Genomic DNA, 21,176 nt, shown 5'->3' with positions numbered 1-21,176 from the left:
AAGCGCACAGCGCAATTGAAAGAGCTGGATCTCCTAGTCGTTCGCGACTTGGGGATTCAGCTCTTTTGGCGTGCTCGAGGCGCGGCGCTCCCGCGCGCGGTTCATGGCGCAAGCGACAGCGGCCTTCTTCGCCAGCGCGCGGCGTTCTTCAGCGGCGGCGGCTGCAAATGCCGAGTCGCAAGCCAATGCAAGCAGTGCGCCTTCACTGGCAGCGGCAGCATCGCCGTCATTGCCAAGCACGTAGTAAGCGACCTGATAACAATAGTGTTCCACACTTCGGAGCAAGGCGCATATATCGTGCAAGGCGGTAGTGCCGTTCATGGGCAGGCCCCCCTGATAAGATGGTTCAAGTGCAAATGATTCTAGACTTCCAAGGAAGTCGGGAGGTTGCCGTGAGCCTTCGTTGATCGGCTTTCATGGACGGTAGATCTTCCTCCGCTTTCCAGTTTACACGAACGAGAGAGCGAAAAGGTTTCAAAATCGTAACAAGGTTAATCCCATAAATTATTTTCAGAAATTCATGGAAGGAGAGCAGGAATTACTTTTCCAGTGGCGAATACTTGAACCGTAGTGGTGAAAAGTGGGGCCAAGTGGTGGATTTAGGGGGAGAGGTGGAGCGGTCCATGTTCATGGGTGAGTATCAGCACAGCATCGATGACAAAGGCCGTATCATTATTCCCGCGAAATTCCGCGAGCAGCTTGGCGATCAATTCGTCATCACGCGCGGATTGGACAACTGCTTGTTCGTCTATCCGCCAAGCGAGTGGAGCCAGCTTGAGCAGAAGCTGAAATCGCTGCCGATGATGAAGTCGGATGCGCGTGCGTTTTCTCGGTTTTTCTTCTCCGGTGCCACGGAATGCGAGCTGGATAAACAGGGCAGGGTAAACTTACCGAACACGCTGTGCGAATATGCAAAGCTGGAGCGGGATTGCGTCGTGCTCGGGGTTTCGAACCGGGTGGAGATTTGGAGCAAGCCGATTTGGGAGGGCTACTTCAAGCAGTCGGAAGAAACATTCAATGAAATTGCGGAGAAGCTTGTGGATTTCGATTTTAACTTTTAGCCGATTCTTGACGATAATGTTCGGAAGAACGGCGGCGACCTTAGAGCCGGGAGGATGACATCATGTTTCAACATATAACGGTGCTCAAGGAAGAAGCGGTTGACGGACTTGCGATCAAACCGGACGGCATTTATGTGGATTGCACCTTGGGAGGAGCCGGTCACAGCGAGCTCATCGCTTCGCGTCTAGGACCAGGCGGACGTCTTATCGCGCTGGATCAGGACGATTGGGCGCTCGATAACGCGAAGCAGCGATTGGCGGCTTACATGGAGCGGGTAACGCTCGTGAAGAGCAATTTCCGCTACTTGGCGAATGTGCTGCGCGACTTGAATATCGATGGCGTGGACGGCGTCTTGTTTGACCTTGGCGTCTCGAGCCCGCAGCTCGACGAGGGCGAACGCGGCTTCAGCTATAATCACGACGCGCCGCTCGACATGCGGATGGACCAAGACGGCATGCTGATGGCAAGCGACATCGTAAACAGCTGGGACGAACGGGAAATTTCCCGAATCATAACGAATTACGGCGAAGAGAAATTCGCTAGATCGATTGCCCGCAAAATCATTGCGGCCAGGGAGAAAGCGCCGATTCAAACGACAGGCGAGCTGGTCGAGATCATCAAATCCGCCATTCCGGCAGCAGCCAGAAGGACGGGCCCTCATCCTGCGAAGCGGACGTTTCAAGCGCTGCGGATCGCGGTCAACGACGAGCTTGGCGCGGAAGAAACAGGGCTGGAGCAGACGGTTGGCGTGCTCAAACCGGGCGGAAGAGCATCCGTCATTACGTTTCATTCGCTGGAGGACCGGATTTGCAAGCAGCTGTTTGCGAAATTTGTTGAAAAATGCACCTGTCCGCCGGATTTTCCGATGTGCGTCTGCGGTGGAGGCGACGGGAAGCTGAAGCTCGTGACGCGCAAGCCGATCGTGCCAAGCGAAGCCGAGCTGGAGCAGAACCCGCGAGCACGTTCCGCCAAGCTAAGAGTCGCGGAGAAGCTGTAAAGCAAGGGAAGAACACATCACGACGTCAATCATGAATGAACACATAGACGAGCGACACGAAGCACGAGGAGAGAGAGGAACGTTTAATGGCCTATGTAAATGGGAATCTCGCGATGCAGCCGAAGCGAAAGCCTGACCAGAAGCCTTCGTATCGCGAGACCAAGAAAGTCGTTGTCAAGCGCAAGTCGATACCCGTACAGGAGAAGCTGCTGTACCTGTTCACCATTCTCGTATGCGTGGTCGTAGCGGGCGTCGTCATTTTCCGCTACGCGCAAATCTATCAGATGGAGCAGCAGATTTCGACGCTGACGGCGAAGCAAACGGAACTTGAAAATCATATCGACGAATTGGTCAAACAGCGGGAAATTGCGAACGATCCGAAGACGCTGATGCAGAAAGCTAAAGATCTCGGCTATGCGAAAGTGGACGAAAAAGAAGATCAGTCGATTAAAGTCACGGTGCCAGGATCTGCGGGCGATACGACGCTTGCAAACAAGGATTAGGTGAAGACGATGACGAAACGCATACAATTACGCACGCTGCTGGTCGGAGGGGTTATCACCCTCCTTTTTGTTTTGCTTGTCGGCCGAATCTACTGGGTGCAAGTCGTAAAGGCGGATTTCTGGACGGAGAAGGCGAAGGAAGTGTGGGCGAGGTCGGAGAAGCTGATACCGGCGCGCGGCACGATTTCAGACCGCAACGGCAACGTACTGGCTATGGATATTTCGGCGTACACCGTTGCGGTCAATCCGAAGATCATCCATGATTTGAAGCTCGAGGACGTCATCGTGAACAAGCTGAGCACCGTGCTCAACAAGGATAAGAACGAGCTTCGTGCCATCGTCGAGGCGAAGACGAAGAATGGCGCCTATTACGAGCAGCGAGAGGTTCGCAGCGAAGGCTGGAAGATCGACAAGGAACTCGCGGATCGCATCGTTCGCTTCCGGGATCAATTGATCGAACAGACGAATAAGAAAGACGTCGGCATCTATCTCATCGATCAGAAGAAACGCTTCTATCCGAAAGGGACGCTCGCCTCGCATGTGCTCGGCTACGAGGACAAGGAAGGGAATGCCGTCACGGGGCTGGAAGCGTCGCTGGACAGCACGCTGCGCGGCACCGAGGGACAGATCAAGTACGAGAAGGACGGCAACGGGATTATTATCGCGAACGGCAACGTCGATTTTACGCCGTCGATCGACGGGAAGAACGTCAAGCTGACGCTTGACGCGGATATTCAGAACTATATCGAAGACGCGCTCAAGGAAGCGTATGACAAATACCATCCGCTCAGCATTACGGCGATCGCCGCGGATCCGCAGACGATGGAAATTCTCGGGATGGCTAATTTTCCGAATTTCAATCCCAACACGTACTGGAGTTATCCGCAGACGAATTTCTATGACCATGCCATCAAATCGCTGTACGAGCCAGGTTCGACGTTCAAGATCGTCACGCTCGCCGGCGCCGTCCAGGAAGGCTTGTTCCACCCGAACGAATTCTATAAGTCGGGTTCCATTAAAGTTCCAGGCGATACGATCCATGATATTCATACCGATTGGGGAACCATCACCTTCCTGGAGGGATTGAAACGCTCCAGTAACGTCGCGTTCGTCAAGCTGGGCTATGAGGGTCTCAAGCCTGACAAGCTGATGAGCTACATCAACGATTTCGGCTTCGGCAAGAAAACCGGCATTGAACTGCCCGGCGAAATTGCCGGCAGAGTAAATCCGCATTATCCGGTCGAATACGCAACAGCGGCGTTCGGCCAAGGGAAGGTTCAAGTGACGCCGATCCAGCAAGTGGCTGCCGTAGCGGCGGTTGCGAACGGAGGCAAGCTGCTCGTACCTCATTTGGTCAAGGAGATCGATGATCCCGTGACGAAGAAAACGGTCGTTACCAAGCCGCAGGTAGTCAGACAGGCCGTCACGGAGAAAACGGCTGACCAGGTCGACGAATATTTAGAGCAGGTCGTATCCGATCAGAAGGTCGGTTCCGGACGTGCCGCTTATATTGAAGGCTACCGCGTGGCCGGCAAGACGGGGACGGCTCAGAAGGTTATCGCGGGAACCGGCAAGTACGCGGAAGATAAATACGTGCTGTCGTTCATCGGCTTCGCGCCGGTCGGCAATCCGAAGGTCGTGCTTTACATCGTCATGGACGAACCGAACGATCGCCTCCTGTCCGGCGGCTCGGCGGTCGCCCCGATCTTCAAGCAAATCATGCTGCAGAGCCTTCGCCATCTTGGCGTCGAACCGATCCGCGTGAAGAACGAGGCGGACGATGAGCCGAACAAGGAATTGACCGTAGCGGTGCCTGACGTAACGAACCAGACGCTTTCGCAGTCGAAGCAGACGCTTGACGGCAAGAAGCTGGGCTATATCGTCGTCGGTACCGGCGGCACGGTGCTGAAGCAGATCCCGAAAGCAGGGGCTGCCGTCGGTTCCGATCAGAAGGTGTATTTGCTGACCCAAGAGCAGAGCAAGCTGGCGACGCCGAACATGAGCGGCCTGCCGCTTCGCGATGCGATGCAGATGTGCACCAACCTTCAACTGCGCTGTATCGCGAACGGCGAAGGCTTCGTGAAGTCGCAGATGCAGGCGAAGCTGAACGGCCAGCCCGTGCTGCAGCTGAATCTTGCGCCGCCGGATGAAGAAATGCTGCGGCAGATAAACGCCAAAGCCGGCAGCGAGGGCGGCGGGGACGGAGACAACGAAGACAGTGGCAACGACAAAGGGGATGGCTGATTACGGCCAGCCCCAACCAATGCATTCCGGGGGGATAGCTTGTTCTATCCCCCTTTCTCTTCGAATAGGCTTGGATTAGGAGACGGTTGGACGAACGTTCCCGTTTTACGAGCTTTTTCGGAGGGATGATACGTGAAGGTTTCCAGCGTAACGATCAGGCGCCGTTTATTCACGGCGCTTCTCATTGGCGTTCTTGCTTTCGGGCTTCTAGCCGGAAGGCTGGGGTACGTGCAGCTGTGGAAGGGCGAGGAGCTTGCGGCAAAAGCGGAGGACTCTTGGCGAAGGGAAATTCCATTCGCTGCCAAACGCGGCGAGATCATGGACCGAAACGGAAGCCTGCTTGCGTATAATATTAGTTCCCCGACGATCATGGCGATTCCCGCGCAGGTGAAGGATGCCCATGACGCGGCGGCCAAGCTGTCCGCCGTGCTCGGCATGACGGAGGACAGCGTATACACGACGATTACCAAGAAACAGCTCATCGTCTATATTAAGCCCGGTGGACGCAAAATCACGACCGAGAAGGCGCAGCAGATCAAAGAATTGAATCTCCCCGGCATCGTGGTAGCGGAAGATAACAAACGGTATTATCCGCTTGGCAGCTTCGCCTCTCACGTTCTTGGCTTTACGGGGATCGACAATCAAGGGTTGACCGGCATCGAAGCCAAATACGATGACCTGCTCCAGGGCATCAACGGCAACGTCTCGTTCTTGTCGGATGCGAAGGGCGATCTTATGCCAGGCTCGTCCGATACCTATGCGGCGCCGAAGGACGGACTTAATCTCGAGCTGACGATCGACAAGCAGATCCAGACGATCATGGAACGCGAGCTGGATCAGGCGATGGTCAAGTTCCAGGCCGACGATATTATCGCGATTGCAATGGATCCAAATAATGGGGAAATATTAGGGATGGCCAGCAGGCCTACCTATGATCCCGACAAATACAAGGAAGTCGATCCGGCGATCTATAATCGCAACCTGCCGATCTGGATGACGTACGAGCCGGGCTCCACGTTCAAGATCATCACGTTGGCGGCAGCGCTGGAGGAAGGCAAAGTCAACCTGACGCAGGATCACTTCTTCGATCCCGGCGCGGTTGAAATCGGCGGCGCGCGACTGCGGTGCTGGAAGAAAGGCGGACACGGCAGCCAAACCTTCCTCGAGGTCGTGCAAAACTCCTGCAACCCCGGCTTCGTGGCCTTGGGCAATCGGCTTGGCAAAGATAAACTTTTCGAGTATATTAAGAACTTCGGCTTCGGCAAGAAAACGGGCATCGACCTCGGCGGCGAGGAGAACGGCATCATGTTCAAAATGAGCCAGGTCGGTCCGGTGGAGCTGGCGACGACGGCCTTCGGCCAAGGCGTATCCGTTACGCCGATCCAGCAGATCACGGCTGTTTCGGCGGCGATCAATGGGGGTACTCTCTATAAGCCGCATGTCGCGAAGCAGTGGGTCAATTCCGATACGGGCGAAGTCGTAAGCAAAGTCGAACCGGAGGTCGTCCGCAAGGTCATCTCCGATCAAACGAGCGCGACGGTGCGCAACGCGCTGGAAAGCGTCGTCGCCAAAGGAACCGGGCGCAACGCGTTCATCGACGGCTACAGGGTCGGGGGCAAAACGGGTACGGCGCAGAAGGTCATCAACGGCCGGTATTCGCCAAACGAGCATATCGTCTCGTTCGTCGGCTTCGCGCCGGCCGACAATCCGAAGATCGTCGTGTACGTGGCGGTCGATAACCCGCAGGGCATTCAATTCGGGGGCGTCGTCGCGGCTCCGATCGTACACAATATTATGGCGGATGCGCTGCCTTACATGGGCGTTCAGCCGAGCACGAAGCAAATCAACAAAGAATATAAGTACGGCGAGACGCCGATCGTCGTCGTTCCTAATCTCATCGGCAAGACGGTATCCGATATCTATGAAGACTTGAACATGAACTTCAACCTCTCTTCGGCAGGAAGCGGCGATACGGTCATCCGGCAGTCGCCGGCAGCCGGAACGCGCGTCGACAGAGGGTCAACCATCCGCATATATTTAGCGAAAGACGATGATGAAAGCGAAAATCCCTGACTATAATGAGTAGTGAGATTCGTAAGTTGGCGTAGGCTGCGCATGGTGCCTGCCGCCGCTTCGGCGGCTCGCACAGCCTGATCTGCTCATGGGAGGGGACCAAAGCGATGCGGGTGGAACAGTTGGCCTCACTGCTGCTCACGGCAGTCCTTATCGGAGAAGGGGAAACCGAAATCACGGGAGTCGCAATCGATTCTCGAAAAGCCGGCGCGGGGGATTTGTTCATTTGCCTGCGCGGCCATAAAGTCGACGGGCATGATTTTGCCGCCGGAGCCGTCGCCGGCGGGGCGGCGGCTGTCGTCGCGGAGCGGCCGCTGGCTCTTCCGGACTCGGTTCCGCAAATCATCGTCAAGGATAGCCGGCATGCGATGGCCGTCATTTCGGATTATTATTTCGGGCAGCCGAGCCGCCGATTGAAGCTGATCGGCGTAACGGGAACGAACGGGAAGACGACGACGACCTATTTGATCGAACGGATCTTGCAGGATGCCGGCCATTCGCCGGGCGTGATCGGAACCGTCGAGATGCGGTATGCCGGCCATGCCTATCCGATGTCGGGTACGACGCCGGAGGCGCTTGATTTGCAGCGTTCCTTGCATGCCATGGCGGAGTCCGGCACCGATTACTGCGTAATGGAAGTATCCTCGCATGCGCTGGAGCAGGGCAGGGTGAAGGGCTGCCGGTATCGGACGGCGATATTCACGAACCTGACGCAGGACCATCTGGACTATCATGCGACGATGGAAAGCTACGCGGCAGCGAAGGCGCTGCTCTTCAGCAGGCTCGGCAATTCATTTTCGGAATCGCCGGAGGATCGGCTGTTCGCCGTATTGAACGCGGATGATCCGGCATCTCCCGGCTACGCCGATGCGACGGCTGCGGAGGTCGTGACCTATGGATTGGACCGCGATGCGGACGTGCGGGCGTCGAATGTGCGCATAACCGCGCAAGGAACTTCTTTCCATGTGGAGTCATTCGCCGGTGCAGCCGATATAACCTTACAGATGGTGGGCAAATACAACGTATATAATGCGCTCGGCGCTGCTTGCGCGGCGCTCATCGAAGGCATACCGCTCCGCCAGGTCAAGGCGAGTCTCGAAGCGCTTCCCGGCGTGCCGGGGCGTGTAGAGGCCGTGAATGCCGGTCAGCCGTTCGCCGTCATCGTCGATTACGCCCATACGCCGGACGGCCTGGAGAACGTGCTGAAGGCGGTGAAGGAATTCACCGAAGGCCGAATCATCTGCGTGTTCGGCTGCGGCGGAGACCGCGATCGGACGAAGCGCCCGCTGATGGGGAGCATTTCGGCCAAGTACGCCGATTACAGCATCATTACCTCCGACAATCCGCGCACGGAGGATCCGGTTCGAATCCTTGACGACGTGGAGGCAGGTCTGTTGCGCGACAGCGTTCCGAACGACCGTTACGAGCTGCTTGCCGACCGCCGCGCGGCGATTCAAAAAGCGGTTGAAATGGCGCGCCGTGACGATGTAGTATTAATTGCGGGGAAGGGCCATGAAACCTATCAGGACATAGCCGGCGTCAAGTACGACTTTGATGACCGGGAAGTGGCCAAAGAAGCGATAAGGAGTCTTTCATAGTGATCATACGACCATTGAACGCGATCGCCGCGCTATGCGGCGGCACGATGTTGAACGATAATGGCGGCGCCGTAGTCGAAGGCGTCTCCATCAATACGAGAACGATGAAGCCGGGGATGCTGTTCGTTCCGATTCAAGGCGAACGGGTGGACGGCCATGCGTTCGTCGAGGGTGCTTTGGCGGCTGGCGCCGGCGGATCTTTGTGGGAACGGAGCAAAGCGGTGCCGGCCGCGTTGTCGGATGCACCGCTTATTCTCGTTGACGACTCGGTAGCGGCTTTGCAGCAGCTTGCGGTCAATTACCGCGACGAGCTTGATCTGCGCGTCATCGGCGTTACGGGCAGCAACGGCAAGACGACGACGAAGGATATGGTGGCAGCGCTGCTATCGGGCTCCTATCGCGTACATAAAACGGAGGGCAATCTCAACAACCATATCGGCTTGCCGTTGACGGTGCTGGAGCTGGACGAGAGCTTCGATGCCGTCGTCCTGGAGATGGGCATGAGCGAATTCGGCGAGATCGATTTCTTGACTCGCCTCGCGAAGCCGGACGTCGCCATCATCACGAACATCGGGGAGTCGCATATGGAGCAGCTCGGCTCGCGAGCCGGGATCGCCCAGGCGAAGCTGGAGATCGTTGCCGGTCTTCGCCCAGGCGGATTGCTGCTGATTAACGGCGATGAACCGCTGCTGCGGGAAGGCATCCGTTCCGTTCAACTTCCGGAAGGCGTCGATGTCCAGACCTTCGGCCTGCAGAACGGCAGCCGATGGGTGGCGGACAATATCGTTGTCGACGCGACCTCTTCGCGGTTCGACGTGAAGGACGACGAAGAACTTCAGCGCGTGGAGCTGCCGGTTGCGGGCAGGCATAACGTATCGAATGCCTTGGCGGCCATCGCTGCGGCGAAGAAGCTCGGCGTGCCGGCGTCCGTCATTCGCGAAAGCTTCGAGCGTTTGAAGCTGACTGCCATGCGCATCGAGCCTGGCCGCGCCCATAACGGGGCATTGGTGCTGAACGACGCATACAATGCCAGTCCGACCTCGGTCCGCGCCGCTATTGATCTCGTCGCGGGCTTAAGCGGTTATCGGCGCAAATGGCTCGTACTCGGCGACATGCTGGAGCTCGGGCCGGAGGAGAACGCGATGCACGGCGACATCGGCGCGTATGTTACGCCCGAGAAGGCGGATGGCGTTGTTACCTTTGGCACGCGGTCGCAGCATACGGCAGCCGCAGCGGCGAAACGTTTTGCCGCTGCTGGCGGCGAAGAGCGGGTTCGTGCTTTCGAAGATAAAGAACAATTAACAGCGTGGCTTCTGGCTCGGGTCGAGCCGGGGGATCTCGTATTGGTGAAAGGATCACGCGGCATGCGCATGGAAGAAGTCGTCCATGCGCTGCAGCGGGGGTAGAGGTGGAACATGGACGTTAAGGTCATTCTTCTGTCAATCGGCGCTTCATTCATGCTTGCGGTCTTATTCGGACCTTTGTTCATTCCACTGCTGAGACGTTTGAAATTCGGTCAGCAGATTCGTACCGACGGGCCGCAGAGCCATCTGAAGAAAACCGGCACACCGACGATGGGCGGCATCATCATCCTGCTTGCGGTGCTGCTCGCTTTCTTGAAATTTTCCGATAAGACGAACGAATTCTGGGTGCTGCTCATCGCGTGCCTCGGCTTCGGCCTGGTCGGTTTTCTCGACGATTACATCAAAATCGCCTTCAAGCGCTCGCTTGGCCTGACGGCATCCCAGAAGCTGTTCGGACAGCTGCTGTTCTCGGTCATGATCTGCGTCTTGCTGCATCAGATGCACCACAGCACCGTCATCGGCATTCCGGGCACGTCGACTGAGATTGATTTCGGCTGGTTCTATTATCCGTTCGTGGTCATCATGCTGTTCGGCACGTCGAACGCCGTCAACTTCACCGACGGCGTGGACGGCTTATTGGGCGGGACAGGCGCTGTCGCGTTCACGGCCTTCACGATTCTCGCGCTGCATGCCAGCGAGCACGAATCGGCGATCTTCTCGGCCACGATGATCGGCGCATTGCTCGGCTTCCTGGTCTTCAACGCGCATCCGGCCAAGGTGTTCATGGGCGACTCCGGCTCGCTCGGCATCGGCGGCGGCATGGCGGCAGTCGCGATTTTGACCAAAACGGAATTATTGCTCGTCGTTATCGGCGGCGTCTTCGTACTGGAAATGCTATCGGTCATCCTGCAGGTCGGCTCCTTCAAGCTCCGCGGCAAGCGAATCTTCAAAATGAGCCCGATCCACCATCACTTCGAGCTGTCCGGCTGGAGCGAATGGAAGGTCGTCACCGTCTTCTGGTTCGTCGGCATCGTGTTCGCGGCGGTTGGCTTGTTCCTGGGTCGGTAAGCTAAAATTAAGGTGAAAAGGCATGACCTGCGGTCGGTAGGAGTCTCCAATCGCTGTTGTACTCGGATTCCTTGAATTGGTAAATTCTGATAAGGTTGGAATCCGACTACAAAGGCGACCACTTCGTTTTTCCGACTTCCTACCGACCTCCGGTCACTTCCATCACCTCGTATTTTAAGTTCCGCCAAGGAACAAGGTGGCGCAGCCGCCGACAACTAACTTCAGCCGTCTAACTGGAAGCGTGTCCCGAAAGGGACGAAAGCGGGCAATCCAACAAAAGCAGCTGCCCGAGCGCCTCTGACGCCCAAACGTTCCCTAGGACGCAGTCAACCAGGTAACCCGGGCGCTCGAACATGGAAGTTTGTCCCGCAGGGACAATCGATCCTACGCCGCAGTAGAGCAGGAGCGCCTCTGTCGCACAAACGTTACACCATCCGGGTGTCCAGAGGGTGGAACCCTTGGAATCCCCCTTTCCAAGGGGGACTTAGGGGGATGGCCCATATTAAAGGAGTGAACCTATGAAACACCCATCCTTATACAAGGATCAACAGGTTGTCGTATTGGGCTTGGCCAGAAGCGGGGTCAGCGTCGCGAAGCTGTTTCACAAGCTCGGCGCGATCGTCACCGTCAACGATATGAAGGATCGTCAATTGAGCCCCGAAGCGGACGAACTGGACGCTTTGGGCGTTTCTGTTATTTGCGGCGGTCATCCGGATGACCTGATCGGGCCAGATACGGCGCTCGTCGTCAAAAATCCGGGTATCCCGTACACGTCGCCGCCGGTCATGCAGGCTATTGAGTTAGGGATCGAGGTCATGACGGAAGTAGAGGTCGCTTACTTGCTGTCGCCAGCGCCGATCATCGGCATTACCGGCTCGAACGGCAAGACGACGACGACTTCCTGGATCGGCGAAATGCTGGAGGCGGCCGGTTTGAAGCCGATGGTAGCGGGCAATATCGGCACGCCGCTCTGCGAAGCGGCACAGATCGCGGAAGCGGACAATTGGATCGTCGCGGAGCTCAGCAGCTTCCAACTGAAGGGCACGACCGATTTCCGTCCGCGGATTGCGCTGCTGCTCAATATCGTGGAGACGCATTTGGATTACCATGGCGGCATGGAGGATTATATCGCGTCCAAGGCGAAGCTGTTCGCCAATCAGACGAAGGACGACATCGCCGTGCTGAATGCCGACGATCCCGTTTGCCGGGATCTGATGAATTCGGGGAAGCTGCAGGCGAGCATCATCCCATTTGCCGTGACTGAAGAGCTCGCATACGGCCTATGCGTAACGCCGCCTTATCCGGTAGAGCTTGCGGAGCCAATCGGAGAGATCGAACGCAATATCGTCTGGCGCGATAAGGAAAGCGGCGAACGCGTTATCATCGGCGTCGCGGAGCTCGGCATCCCGGGCCGCCATAACGCGTCGAACGCGCTGGCTGCGATCGCGGCTTGTCTCGCGGCGGGCGCTGCCGCCGGCTCCCTCACGGAACCGCTGCGGGAATTCCGCGGCTTCGAGCACCGGCTCGAGTACGTATGCGAACGCGAAGGCGTGGCGTATTACAACGATTCCAAAGCGACCAATCCAACGGCTGCCATCATCGCGCTTCGCTCGCTCCCGCCGCGAATCGTGCTCGTCGCTGGCGGTCTCGACCGCGGATCGGACTACATGGAGCTGCTGCCGCATTTCCGCGATCAGGTGAAAGCCGTCGTCGCGCTCGGCGAGACGCGCGGCAAGATCGCGGCGGTCGCGAGCAAGGCAGGTTTAACGGCAGTCAAAGTAGTCGAACCTGAGGAGGATGCCGAGAGCACCCTGCGCCTTGCGGTCCAAGAAGCGGCAGGCCTTGCGGAGCCGGGCGATATCGTCCTGCTGTCGCCGGCCTGCGCGAGCTGGGACATGTTTAAATCCTATGAGACGCGGGGGCGAATGTTTAAGCAATCGGCGCATAACTTGTAAGTAGGGGGCATGTCCCTACTTCAGCTTGCAAGAGGTGTTCGATATATGGCCAAAGCCAGGTCCGCCCCGGACATGTGGATGATTATCTCAATCCTGCTCATACTCTCCATCGGTCTCGTCATGGTGTACAGCGCAAGCGCCGTTTTGGCGTTTCATGATTTTGGGGACAAGTTCTATTACGTGAAGCGCCAGCTGCTCTTTGCCGCGCTGGGGATCGGGGCGATGGTCGTCGCGATGAACGCGGACTATTGGATTTGGAAGAAGTGGGCGAAATACGGTCTGCTTGTTTGCTTCGGCATGCTGCTGATCGTCCTGATCCCCGGCGTAGGGGTCGTACGCGGCGGTGCCCGCAGCTGGCTGGGCATCAGCTCCTTCGGTATCCAGCCGTCGGAATTCATGAAGCTGGCCATGGTTATCTTTCTAGCGAAACTACTATCCGAGAAGCAGCAGGCCGTCACGCAGTTCACGAAAGGGCTCCTGCCGCCGCTCGGCATTCTCGGGCTGGCGTTTGGCCTCATCATGCTGCAGCCGGATCTCGGAACGGGGGCAGTCATGATCGGCGCCTCGCTGCTCATTATTTATACGGCTGGCGCACGTATCCGCCATCTCGGCTCGCTTGCGCTGGTCGGCGTCGCCGGACTCGTCGGCCTTATCGCCGCCGCGCCTTACCGGCTGCAGCGGATCACGGCCTTTCTCGATCCGTGGGCGGATCCGCTCGGCGCAGGCTATCAATCGATCCAATCGCTGTACGCGATCGGACCGGGCGGTCTCGTGGGCCTCGGTCTCGGCATGAGCCGGCAGAAATTCAATTACTTGCCGGAGCCGCAGACGGATTTCATCTTCTCGATTCTATCGGAAGAGCTCGGTTTTATCGGCGGGGCAGCGATCATCTTGCTGTTCGGCATTCTATTATGGCGCGGCATGCGGACCGCTATCGCAGCGCCGGATACTTTCGGCAGCCTGCTCGCGGTCGGTATCATCGGCATCGTAGCCGTCCAAGTCTTTATTAATATCGGCGTCGTCATCGGCATGCTTCCCGTAACGGGCATCACGCTGCCGCTTGTCAGCTACGGAGGCTCGTCGTTGACCCTGCTGCTGACCGCGCTCGGCATTTTGCTTAATATATCCCGTTATTCGAGGTGAGCTACCTATGCGTATCGTATTATCAGGCGGCGGAACCGGCGGCCACATCTATCCCGCGCTTGCGATCGGCAAGCAGGTGATGGAGGCGGAGCCGGGTTCGTCCCTGCTTTATATCGGTTCTCCGAAAGGGCTGGAGAGCCGAATCGTGCCTGCTCAAGGCATCGCCTTCGAGCCGGTCGAGATTACCGGCTTCAAACGCAAGCTGTCCTATGACAATGTGCGAACCGTCATGCGATTTCTATCCGGCGTCCGTCGTTCCAAGCAGCTGCTTCGTAGCTTCAAGCCCGACGTCGTCGTCGGAACCGGTGGCTACGTATGCGGTCCCGTGCTGTACGCGGCTGCCAAGCTGGGCATTCCCACGCTGATTCATGAGCAGAACGCCGTCGCCGGCCTGACCAATCAATTTCTATCCCGCTACGCGGACAGCGTGGCCGTCAGCTTCGAGGAAGCGCTGTCGCAGTTCAAGCGCTCGCGAAGCACCCTTTATACCGGAAATCCCTGCGCGACGAACGTCGTGCGTGCCGATAAGAAACAAGGCTTTGCCCATCTCGGTATCCCGGCCGGAAGCCGGATCGTCCTGCTAGTCGGCGGGAGCCGGGGGGCCAAGGCGATAAACGATGTCATGGTGGACATGGTACCGCTGCTAGGGCGGCTGCCAGACGTCCATTTTGTGTTTGTTACCGGCGAAAGCTATTACGAGAATACGATGGAACGGATCCGCGCGCTTCAGTCCCGTCTCCCGGCGACCCTGCAGGTGCTTCCGTATTTGCATCGGATGCCGGAAGTACTGGCAGCTTCGCAGCTCGTCGTCGGAAGGTCAGGCGCATCTTCGCTTGCGGAGATTACGGCGCTTGGCATTCCGTCCATCCTGATTCCGTCCCCGAACGTGACGAACAATCACCAAGAGGCGAATGCCCGAAGCTTGGCAGACGCGGGGGCGGCTGAAATGATCCGCGAACGAGAGTTGAACGGTGCGGAGCTGTTCGAACGAATCAGCCGCATCATGATGAATAAACAAGTCCATACGAAGATGGGCGAGGCGGCGCTGAGCCTTGGCATGCCGGATTCGGCGGCGCTTATCGTAAGCGAGCTGAAACGGTTGACGAGGAAGAAGTAAGCAGCGGTGCCTGTCAAATAGGCGATTGTCACACTCCTGTGCGGGAAGGCATAGTATACAGCATAATCGTGACCGTCATCCGGAGGGCTGAATGACTGGCTGCAAGCAGTGCTTAGCGCTGTCGGCAGTACAGGAATGAGCCGCCTGGGGGGAGCGACGAACGCCTGGAGGTTTCAATCGCTTGCAGCAGAAGGAGGTACGACAGATGAAACAGTTTTTGGCGGATTTACGTGAAATCGACGCAGGCAGCGTCAAATATAACGAACCGCTGGCAGCGTACACAACCTGGAAAATCGGCGGACCTGCGGATGTGCTTATCATCCCGCGGACGCAAGACCAGCTGGTATCGGTCGTCCGGTTGCTACGCGAACATGCGCTGCAGTGGACCAATCTCGGACGCGGTTCCAACTTGCTTGTCAGCGACAAAGGAATCCGGGGCGTCGTCATTCAACCTGGCGATGAATTCGATTATGTGCAATTCGATGGCAATCTCGTTCACGCGGGAGCCGCTTTCTCCTTCATTAAACTGGCGGTTTTGGCCAGCAGGAAGGGATTGTCGGGACTGGAATTCGCGGGGGGAATTCCGGGTTCCGTAGGCGGAGCCGTCTACATGAACGCAGGTGCCCACGGGTCTGATGTGTCACGTATATTCAAATCAGCTGACATTGTGCTGGAAACAGGGGAATTGGTTCGCTACGGGGCGGAAGATATGCAGTTTGCCTATCGTCATTCCTGCCTCCACGAAAGACCGGGCATCGTGACGGCCGCCGTATTCGAGCTTGGAGAAGGTAACCGGGAAGAAATCACGGCCGCTTTGGCCGCGTATAAACAACGGAGACTCGACACCCAGCCGTTAACGCTGCCGTGCGCAGGAAGCGTATTTCGAAATCCGCCGAACGATCATGCCGCAAGGCTGATTCAAGAAGCCGGATTGAAGGGTATGCGACAAGGGGGCGCTGAAGTCTCCCCGCTGCACGCCAATTTCATTGTCAACACCGGGCAAGCGACAGCTGAAGATGTCCTCACCCTGATGAAGACCATACAACAAACCATTTCGGATAAATACGGCATCGAGCTGGTAGCGGAGGTATTGGTCGTGGGTGAGCGGTAATTCGGAGGTGATAAATTGGACAAATTGGTGATTGAAGGCGGGAAACCGCTCTCGGGAACCATTGTTATCCAAGGCGCGAAAAATGCCGCTTTGCCGATTTTAGCTGCAAGTATGCTGGTAGAAGGAAAAGTGACGATCGATCACGTGCCTAAGCTGCTGGACATCGACGTCATGCTGAACATTTTGCGTGAACTTGGCTGCCGGGCGGAGCACGAGGATCAAACGGTGCTGCTCGATACGTCAAGCTTGCATTCCTCCCACATTCCTGAAGCGCTGATGCGTCAAATGCGTTCCTCGATCTTCCTGATGGGGCCGCTCTTGGCTAGGTTCGGCGAAGTGACGATTTATCAGCCTGGCGGCTGCGCGATCGGAGAACGTAAATTCGATTTGCATTTGAGCGGCTTGCAAGCTCTGGGAGCTGAAATCGAAGAAGACGGAAGCCGCATCGTATGCTACGCGAAGAAGCTGAGAGGCGCGGAAATTCATTTGGATTTTCCGAGCGTCGGTGCAACGGAGAACATCATGATGGCTGCTGTCCTTGCGGAAGGGCTGACGACGATCAGCAATGCGGCAAGGGAACCGGAAATCCAAGATTTGCAGCATTTTCTGAACCGGATGGGCGCGAAGATCATCGGCGCCGGCACGGATACGATAACGGTCGAAGGGGTAGAAAGGCTGGAGCCTTGCAGGTACCAGGTCATACCGGACCGGATCGTGACGGGGACGGTCATGGTAGCGGCAGCGGCGACCCGCGGACAGGTCACGCTGCTCAATACCTGCCCTTCGCATCTAACCTCTCTCATCCATGTGCTTAGACGCACAGGTGTTCAAATAGCGGTTGACGATGATATAATCAAGGTGGGAACCGCTTCGCGTCCCAAATCGATTGACCGGATCGTCACGTCGCCTTACCCGGCTTTTCCGACCGATCTGCAATCGCAAATCATGGTGCTGCTTGCGCTGGCCGACGGCGTGAGCATCATGAAGGAAACGATCTTCGAGAGCCGTTTCAAGCATGTCGATGAGCTTGCCCGCATGGGAGCCGATATTCGCGTGGATCTCAGTTCCGCCATCGTACGCGGCGTCTCCAGACTCTATGGCGCCACGGTGGAAGCAACGGATTTGCGCGCGGGCGCGGCGCTCGTAATCGCGGGCCTTGCCGCACAAGGCAAGACGGTCGTGGAGCAGGTGCATCATATCGACCGCGGCTACGACCGGATCGAGACGATGCTTGGCCGCCTTGGCGCCAGAATTACCCGCTTCTCACCCATTCCCAACAATACGGTCGTGCCTTAAGACAGCATGCAGAACAAGATACAGATCGCGCGAGCGGCTCCAGCCCATATGGCGGCGGGCCGTTTGCGTTTATACGAATAGGGGACTAGCCATGCATGAGAAGATGCCCGTTCTGCGGGAACCAGTCAAACGGCGCAGAGGCGGCAAGAAATTGCTGGCGGTGCTCGTTCTGCTTTTCATCGTCCTATTGGGCGTGCTGTTCTTCAACTCATCCATCAGCAAGGTGTCGACCGTGACGGTCGAAGGCCAGAAATACTTGCAAGCCGCCGACATCCGCAAAACGGCCGGTATCGTCGCAGGAGACTCTTTCTTCGCTACGTCGTCCGCCGATATCGAAGGAAGAATCCGTACCTTGAAGCCGGTGAAGAGCGTGGCCGTCACCAAATCGTTCCCTGGCAGCATCACGATTCATGTGCAGGAATACGAGACCGTCGCTTACTCGTTGTCGAATAAAGGAGAACTATCCGCCGTTTTGGCGAACGGAATCGCGGTTCCGGCAGGAACCGACGCGCTTGTCGACAAGCCGGTTCTATCAGGCTGGAAGGCAAACGACCCTGTACTGGCAGAGCTTTGCAAGGCGCTTGCGTCTATTCCGGACGAAGCGTTGTCCGATTTCTCCGAGATCAGCCCGGATCCTTCGCAGTCGTATCCGGACCGTATCCAAATCTACACCAGAACGCGGTTCGAGGTGATAACGGCGGTCTCCTTGATGCCCGAGAAGATCGCGACGATGAATGCCGTCATCGAAATTCAGCCGCCCGGGATCATTACGCTGCTGCTTGCGGACAAATATGCGCCATTCGTTCCCGAAGAGGCGGAAAATAGCGCCGTTACGCAAAAAGAGACTACTCAATAGCTTCAAACAATGATAGAATTTTATTTATGTAGATTTATTTGACCCCTTTGCATTTTTTTCGAATGTGACGATTCCGGACAAGCGGTAGCCGCTTCCGGCAGCATGAATAAAATATTGAAAAAATTGTTGAAAAAAGAGGGAAAATGAGTACTGCGTTGAATAAGAAGAAATGCATACACAGACACGGCAAGAAATCGTACCTTATTAATGTTGAAACGGAGGTGCCAGAGGTTGAGCAGCAATGACATCATCGTCAGTTTGGACATCGGTACATCCAAGGTTCGTGCTATTATTGGCGAAGTAAATAACGGCGTCATTAATATTATTGGAGTTGGATCTGCCGACTCGGAAGGTATACGCAAAGGAGCTATCGTTGATATCGACCAGACCGTCGCTTCGATTCGCAGCGCCATTGATCATGCCGAGCGGATGGTCGATATACAAATAAGCGATGTTTACGTAGGCATTCAGGGCAATCATATCGGTTTGCAGACGAATCACGGCGTTGTCGCGATTTCCAACGAAGACCGTGAGATCGGCGAAGAAGATATTGAGCGTGTCCTGCAGGCGGCGAAAGTCGTCGCACTGCCTCCTGAACGCGAAATCATTAATCTGGTGCCGAAGCAATTTTTGGTAGACGGCCTTGAGGGCATATCCGATCCGCGCGGTATGATCGGCGTACGCCTGGAAGTGGAAGCGACTGTCGTAACCGGAGCAAAAACAGCGATACATAACTTAGTCCGGTGCGTAGAGAAAGCAAACTTACGGATTTCCGGCATTATCCTCATGTCTCTGGCATCTGGCCAAATGTCGCTGACTAAAGATGAGAAAATGATGGGTACCGTGCTTGCCGATATTGGCGCAGGCTCCAGCACGATTGCTATTTTCGAGCAAGGGAGCATCGTCGCTACCGCAACGTTGCCTGTCGGCGGCGAGTATGTGACTAGCGACATCTCCTACGGACTTCGGACACAGACGGAGCAGGCCGAGAAAATCAAGCAGAAATTCGGCTGCGCCCTCGTGGACGACGCGGCGGAAGACCAGAAATTCAAGGTCATGCGTATGGGCAGCAACGTGGAGAAGGAATTCACCCAGGTTGACCTTGCCAATATCATTGAACCGCGGATGCAGGAAATCTTCCACTTGATCCGTCAGGAAGTAAGACGTTTGGGCTACGGCGACAAAATCAACGGGTATGTGCTTACGGGCGGTACCGTTACGATGGCGGGTACGCTTCCGCTGGCTCAGCATGAATTGGAAGCGAGCGTGCGAATTGCGGTGCCGGACTATATCGGTGTCCGCGACCCGGCTTTCACGAGCGGCGTCGGCATGATACAATATGTTTCCAAATATATGCGGGGCCGTAATGTATCCGCGCCGAAGAAGAGCGCTAGCAGGAAAGCAAGCCCAACAAATTCTCCCTCGAAGCCCGGCCTTTTCGAGCGTTTGAAAAATATGTTTAGTGAATTTATCTGATCGGGGGAACAACAGCATGTTGGAATTTGATTTCGAGATGGAGAACATGGCACAAATCAAAGTCATTGGCGTCGGCGGCGGCGGCAGCAATGCCGTCAACCGCATGATTGAGAGCGAAGTCAAAGGCGTAGAATTCATTACCGTCAATACGGATGCGCAAGCGCTGCATACGTCTAAGTCCGAACAGAAGCTCCAAATCGGCGATAAGCTGACCCGCGGACTCGGCGCAGGCGCCAATCCGGAGGTAGGCAAGAAAGCGGCAGAGGAATCCCGCGAGTCCGTCATGAATACGCTTAAGGGCGCGGACATGGTATTCGTAACCGCAGGCATGGGAGGCGGAACAGGCACGGGAGCCGCTCCGGTCATTGCGGAAATCGCACGCGAGTGCGGCGCGCTGACGGTCGGCGTCGTGACGCGGCCGTTCACGTTCGAAGGACGCAAACGCTCCGGACAAGCCGAGCTTGGCATCGAAGCATTGAAAGAAAAAGTCGATACGCTGATCGTCATTCCGAATGATCGTCTGCTAGAGATCGTCGACAAGAAAACGCCGATGCTGGAAGCGTTCCGCGAAGCGGATAACGTCCTGAAGCAAGCGGTACAGGGGATTTCCAACCTGATTGCCGTACCGGGCCTGATCAACCTCGACTTCGCGGACGTGAAGACGATCATGACGGAACGCGGTTCCGCTTTGATGGGCATCGGCGCCGCGACTGGCGAGAACCGCGCAGCGGAAGCCGCGCGCAAGGCCATCCAAAGCCCGTTGCTTGAAACGTCCATCGACGGCGCGCGCGGCATCATCATGAACATCACGGGCGGCATGAACCTGTCGCTGTACGAAGTGAACGAGGCGGCTGAAATCGTCATTTCCGCTTCGGATCCGGATGTCAACATGATCTTCGGCGCAAGCATCGACGAGAACTTGAAGGAAGAGATCAAAGTGACGGTTATCGCGACAGGCTTCGAGCACCGCGGAGCATCGCAGCTTCGCCGTCCGGTCGCAGGCGCGGGACAAGCCGAAACTGCTGCGCCGGCAAACGAGTCGCAGCGTCAGCAGCCGGCTGGCAACGGCCCTAAGCCTTTCGGAACTCCGGTCTCCAGCGACCAGCTGGATATCCCTGCATTTCTCCGCAATCGCCGTAACAACGATCGATAACATCGAGCGCAACGATCGATAACATCAAGCGCAATGATCGATAACATCAAGCAAAACGATCGTTAAATAAAAGGACTTTAGCCGCTTTCCGTTTCTACGGAAGGCGGCTTTTTTGCTATAAAACAGCTCGTTCGACGTGCTTGTCCGCCGTCTCGTAACCTGATGGGTCGACAAAAAAAGATCGCTCCTGACGGCATGTTTAGACAGACATTGTAATAGG

General features: G+C 56.6%; 17 protein-coding genes. 16 read left to right on the top strand and 1 reads right to left on the bottom strand.

Annotated features, from left to right (window positions below; genetic code table 11):
- Positions 1-33 precede the first annotated feature (33 nt).
- A complete protein-coding gene (locus tag AC0YNU_RS10825; protein ID WP_475756057.1) occupies positions 34-321 on the bottom strand; it encodes a hypothetical protein in 288 nt (95 codons plus the stop codon).
- A 302-nt stretch (positions 322-623) separates the two neighbouring features.
- Here AC0YNU_RS10825 and mraZ point away from each other — a divergent pair, with 302 nt between their 5' ends.
- From mraZ to ftsZ, 16 genes are all read left to right on the top strand, one after another.
- Positions 624-1,061 carry a division/cell wall cluster transcriptional repressor MraZ gene (mraZ, locus tag AC0YNU_RS10820; RefSeq protein WP_475756055.1) on the top strand — a complete coding sequence of 146 codons (438 nt, stop codon included), beginning with the start codon at positions 624-626 and terminating at the stop codon, positions 1,059-1,061.
- A 62-nt stretch (positions 1,062-1,123) separates the two neighbouring features.
- Entirely contained in the window at positions 1,124-2,059 is a 936-nt protein-coding gene (gene rsmH, locus AC0YNU_RS10815) for a 16S rRNA (cytosine(1402)-N(4))-methyltransferase RsmH (protein WP_475756053.1), read from the top strand.
- Positions 2,060-2,145: 86 nt separating this feature from the next.
- Positions 2,146-2,562 (top strand): septum formation initiator family protein, encoded by a 417-nt coding sequence (locus tag AC0YNU_RS10810; RefSeq protein ID WP_475756051.1) that lies wholly within the window; start codon positions 2,146-2,148, stop codon positions 2,560-2,562.
- A 9-nt stretch (positions 2,563-2,571) separates the two neighbouring features.
- Positions 2,572-4,806, top strand: a complete 2,235-nt coding sequence (locus AC0YNU_RS10805) for a penicillin-binding transpeptidase domain-containing protein (RefSeq protein WP_475756049.1) — start codon at positions 2,572-2,574, stop codon at positions 4,804-4,806.
- A 132-nt stretch (positions 4,807-4,938) separates the two neighbouring features.
- The gene (locus AC0YNU_RS10800; RefSeq protein ID WP_475756047.1) at positions 4,939-6,879 is read left to right on the top strand and encodes a stage V sporulation protein D; all 1,941 of its coding nucleotides are present in this window, start codon (positions 4,939-4,941) and stop codon (positions 6,877-6,879) included.
- A 107-nt stretch (positions 6,880-6,986) separates the two neighbouring features.
- Complete coding sequence (locus tag AC0YNU_RS10795) at positions 6,987-8,477, top strand: UDP-N-acetylmuramoyl-L-alanyl-D-glutamate--2,6-diaminopimelate ligase (protein ID WP_475756045.1); 1,491 nt, start codon at positions 6,987-6,989, stop codon at positions 8,475-8,477.
- Positions 8,477-9,883: a UDP-N-acetylmuramoyl-tripeptide--D-alanyl-D-alanine ligase gene (locus AC0YNU_RS10790; protein ID WP_475756043.1), complete on the top strand. Its 1,407-nt coding sequence runs from the start codon at positions 8,477-8,479 to the stop codon at positions 9,881-9,883. Before AC0YNU_RS10795 ends, AC0YNU_RS10790 begins: the two co-directional genes overlap by 1 nt.
- 9 nt (positions 9,884-9,892) lie before the next feature.
- Positions 9,893-10,849 (top strand): phospho-N-acetylmuramoyl-pentapeptide-transferase, encoded by a 957-nt coding sequence (gene mraY / locus AC0YNU_RS10785; protein ID WP_475756041.1) that lies wholly within the window; start codon positions 9,893-9,895, stop codon positions 10,847-10,849.
- A 518-nt stretch (positions 10,850-11,367) separates the two neighbouring features.
- The gene (murD, locus tag AC0YNU_RS10780; RefSeq protein WP_475756039.1) at positions 11,368-12,804 is read left to right on the top strand and encodes a UDP-N-acetylmuramoyl-L-alanine--D-glutamate ligase; all 1,437 of its coding nucleotides are present in this window, start codon (positions 11,368-11,370) and stop codon (positions 12,802-12,804) included.
- A gap of 45 nt (positions 12,805-12,849) precedes the next feature.
- A complete protein-coding gene (spoVE, locus tag AC0YNU_RS10775; protein ID WP_475756037.1) occupies positions 12,850-13,947 on the top strand; it encodes a stage V sporulation protein E in 1,098 nt (365 codons plus the stop codon).
- A 7-nt stretch (positions 13,948-13,954) separates the two neighbouring features.
- A complete protein-coding gene (gene murG, locus AC0YNU_RS10770) occupies positions 13,955-15,064 on the top strand; it encodes an undecaprenyldiphospho-muramoylpentapeptide beta-N-acetylglucosaminyltransferase (RefSeq protein ID WP_475756035.1) in 1,110 nt (369 codons plus the stop codon).
- Positions 15,065-15,269: 205 nt separating this feature from the next.
- Positions 15,270-16,175: a UDP-N-acetylmuramate dehydrogenase gene (murB, locus tag AC0YNU_RS10765; protein ID WP_475756033.1), complete on the top strand. Its 906-nt coding sequence runs from the start codon at positions 15,270-15,272 to the stop codon at positions 16,173-16,175.
- 15 nt (positions 16,176-16,190) lie between these two features.
- Entirely contained in the window at positions 16,191-17,471 is a 1,281-nt protein-coding gene (gene murA, locus AC0YNU_RS10760) for a UDP-N-acetylglucosamine 1-carboxyvinyltransferase (RefSeq protein WP_475756031.1), read from the top strand.
- Between the two features lie 91 nt (positions 17,472-17,562).
- Entirely contained in the window at positions 17,563-18,327 is a 765-nt protein-coding gene (locus AC0YNU_RS10755) for a cell division protein FtsQ/DivIB (protein ID WP_475756029.1), read from the top strand.
- 231 nt (positions 18,328-18,558) lie between these two features.
- Positions 18,559-19,803 carry a cell division protein FtsA gene (gene ftsA / locus AC0YNU_RS10750; protein WP_475756027.1) on the top strand — a complete coding sequence of 415 codons (1,245 nt, stop codon included), beginning with the start codon at positions 18,559-18,561 and terminating at the stop codon, positions 19,801-19,803.
- 16 nt (positions 19,804-19,819) lie between these two features.
- Positions 19,820-20,956, top strand: a complete 1,137-nt coding sequence (ftsZ, locus tag AC0YNU_RS10745; protein WP_475756025.1) for a cell division protein FtsZ — start codon at positions 19,820-19,822, stop codon at positions 20,954-20,956.
- Positions 20,957-21,176: the final 220 nt, after the last annotated feature.

It is taken from the genome of Paenibacillus sp. J31P316, from assembly GCF_056269105.1.
The sequence above is the reverse complement of the archived record's forward strand: the minus strand, read 5'-3'. Positions and strand labels throughout refer to the sequence as shown.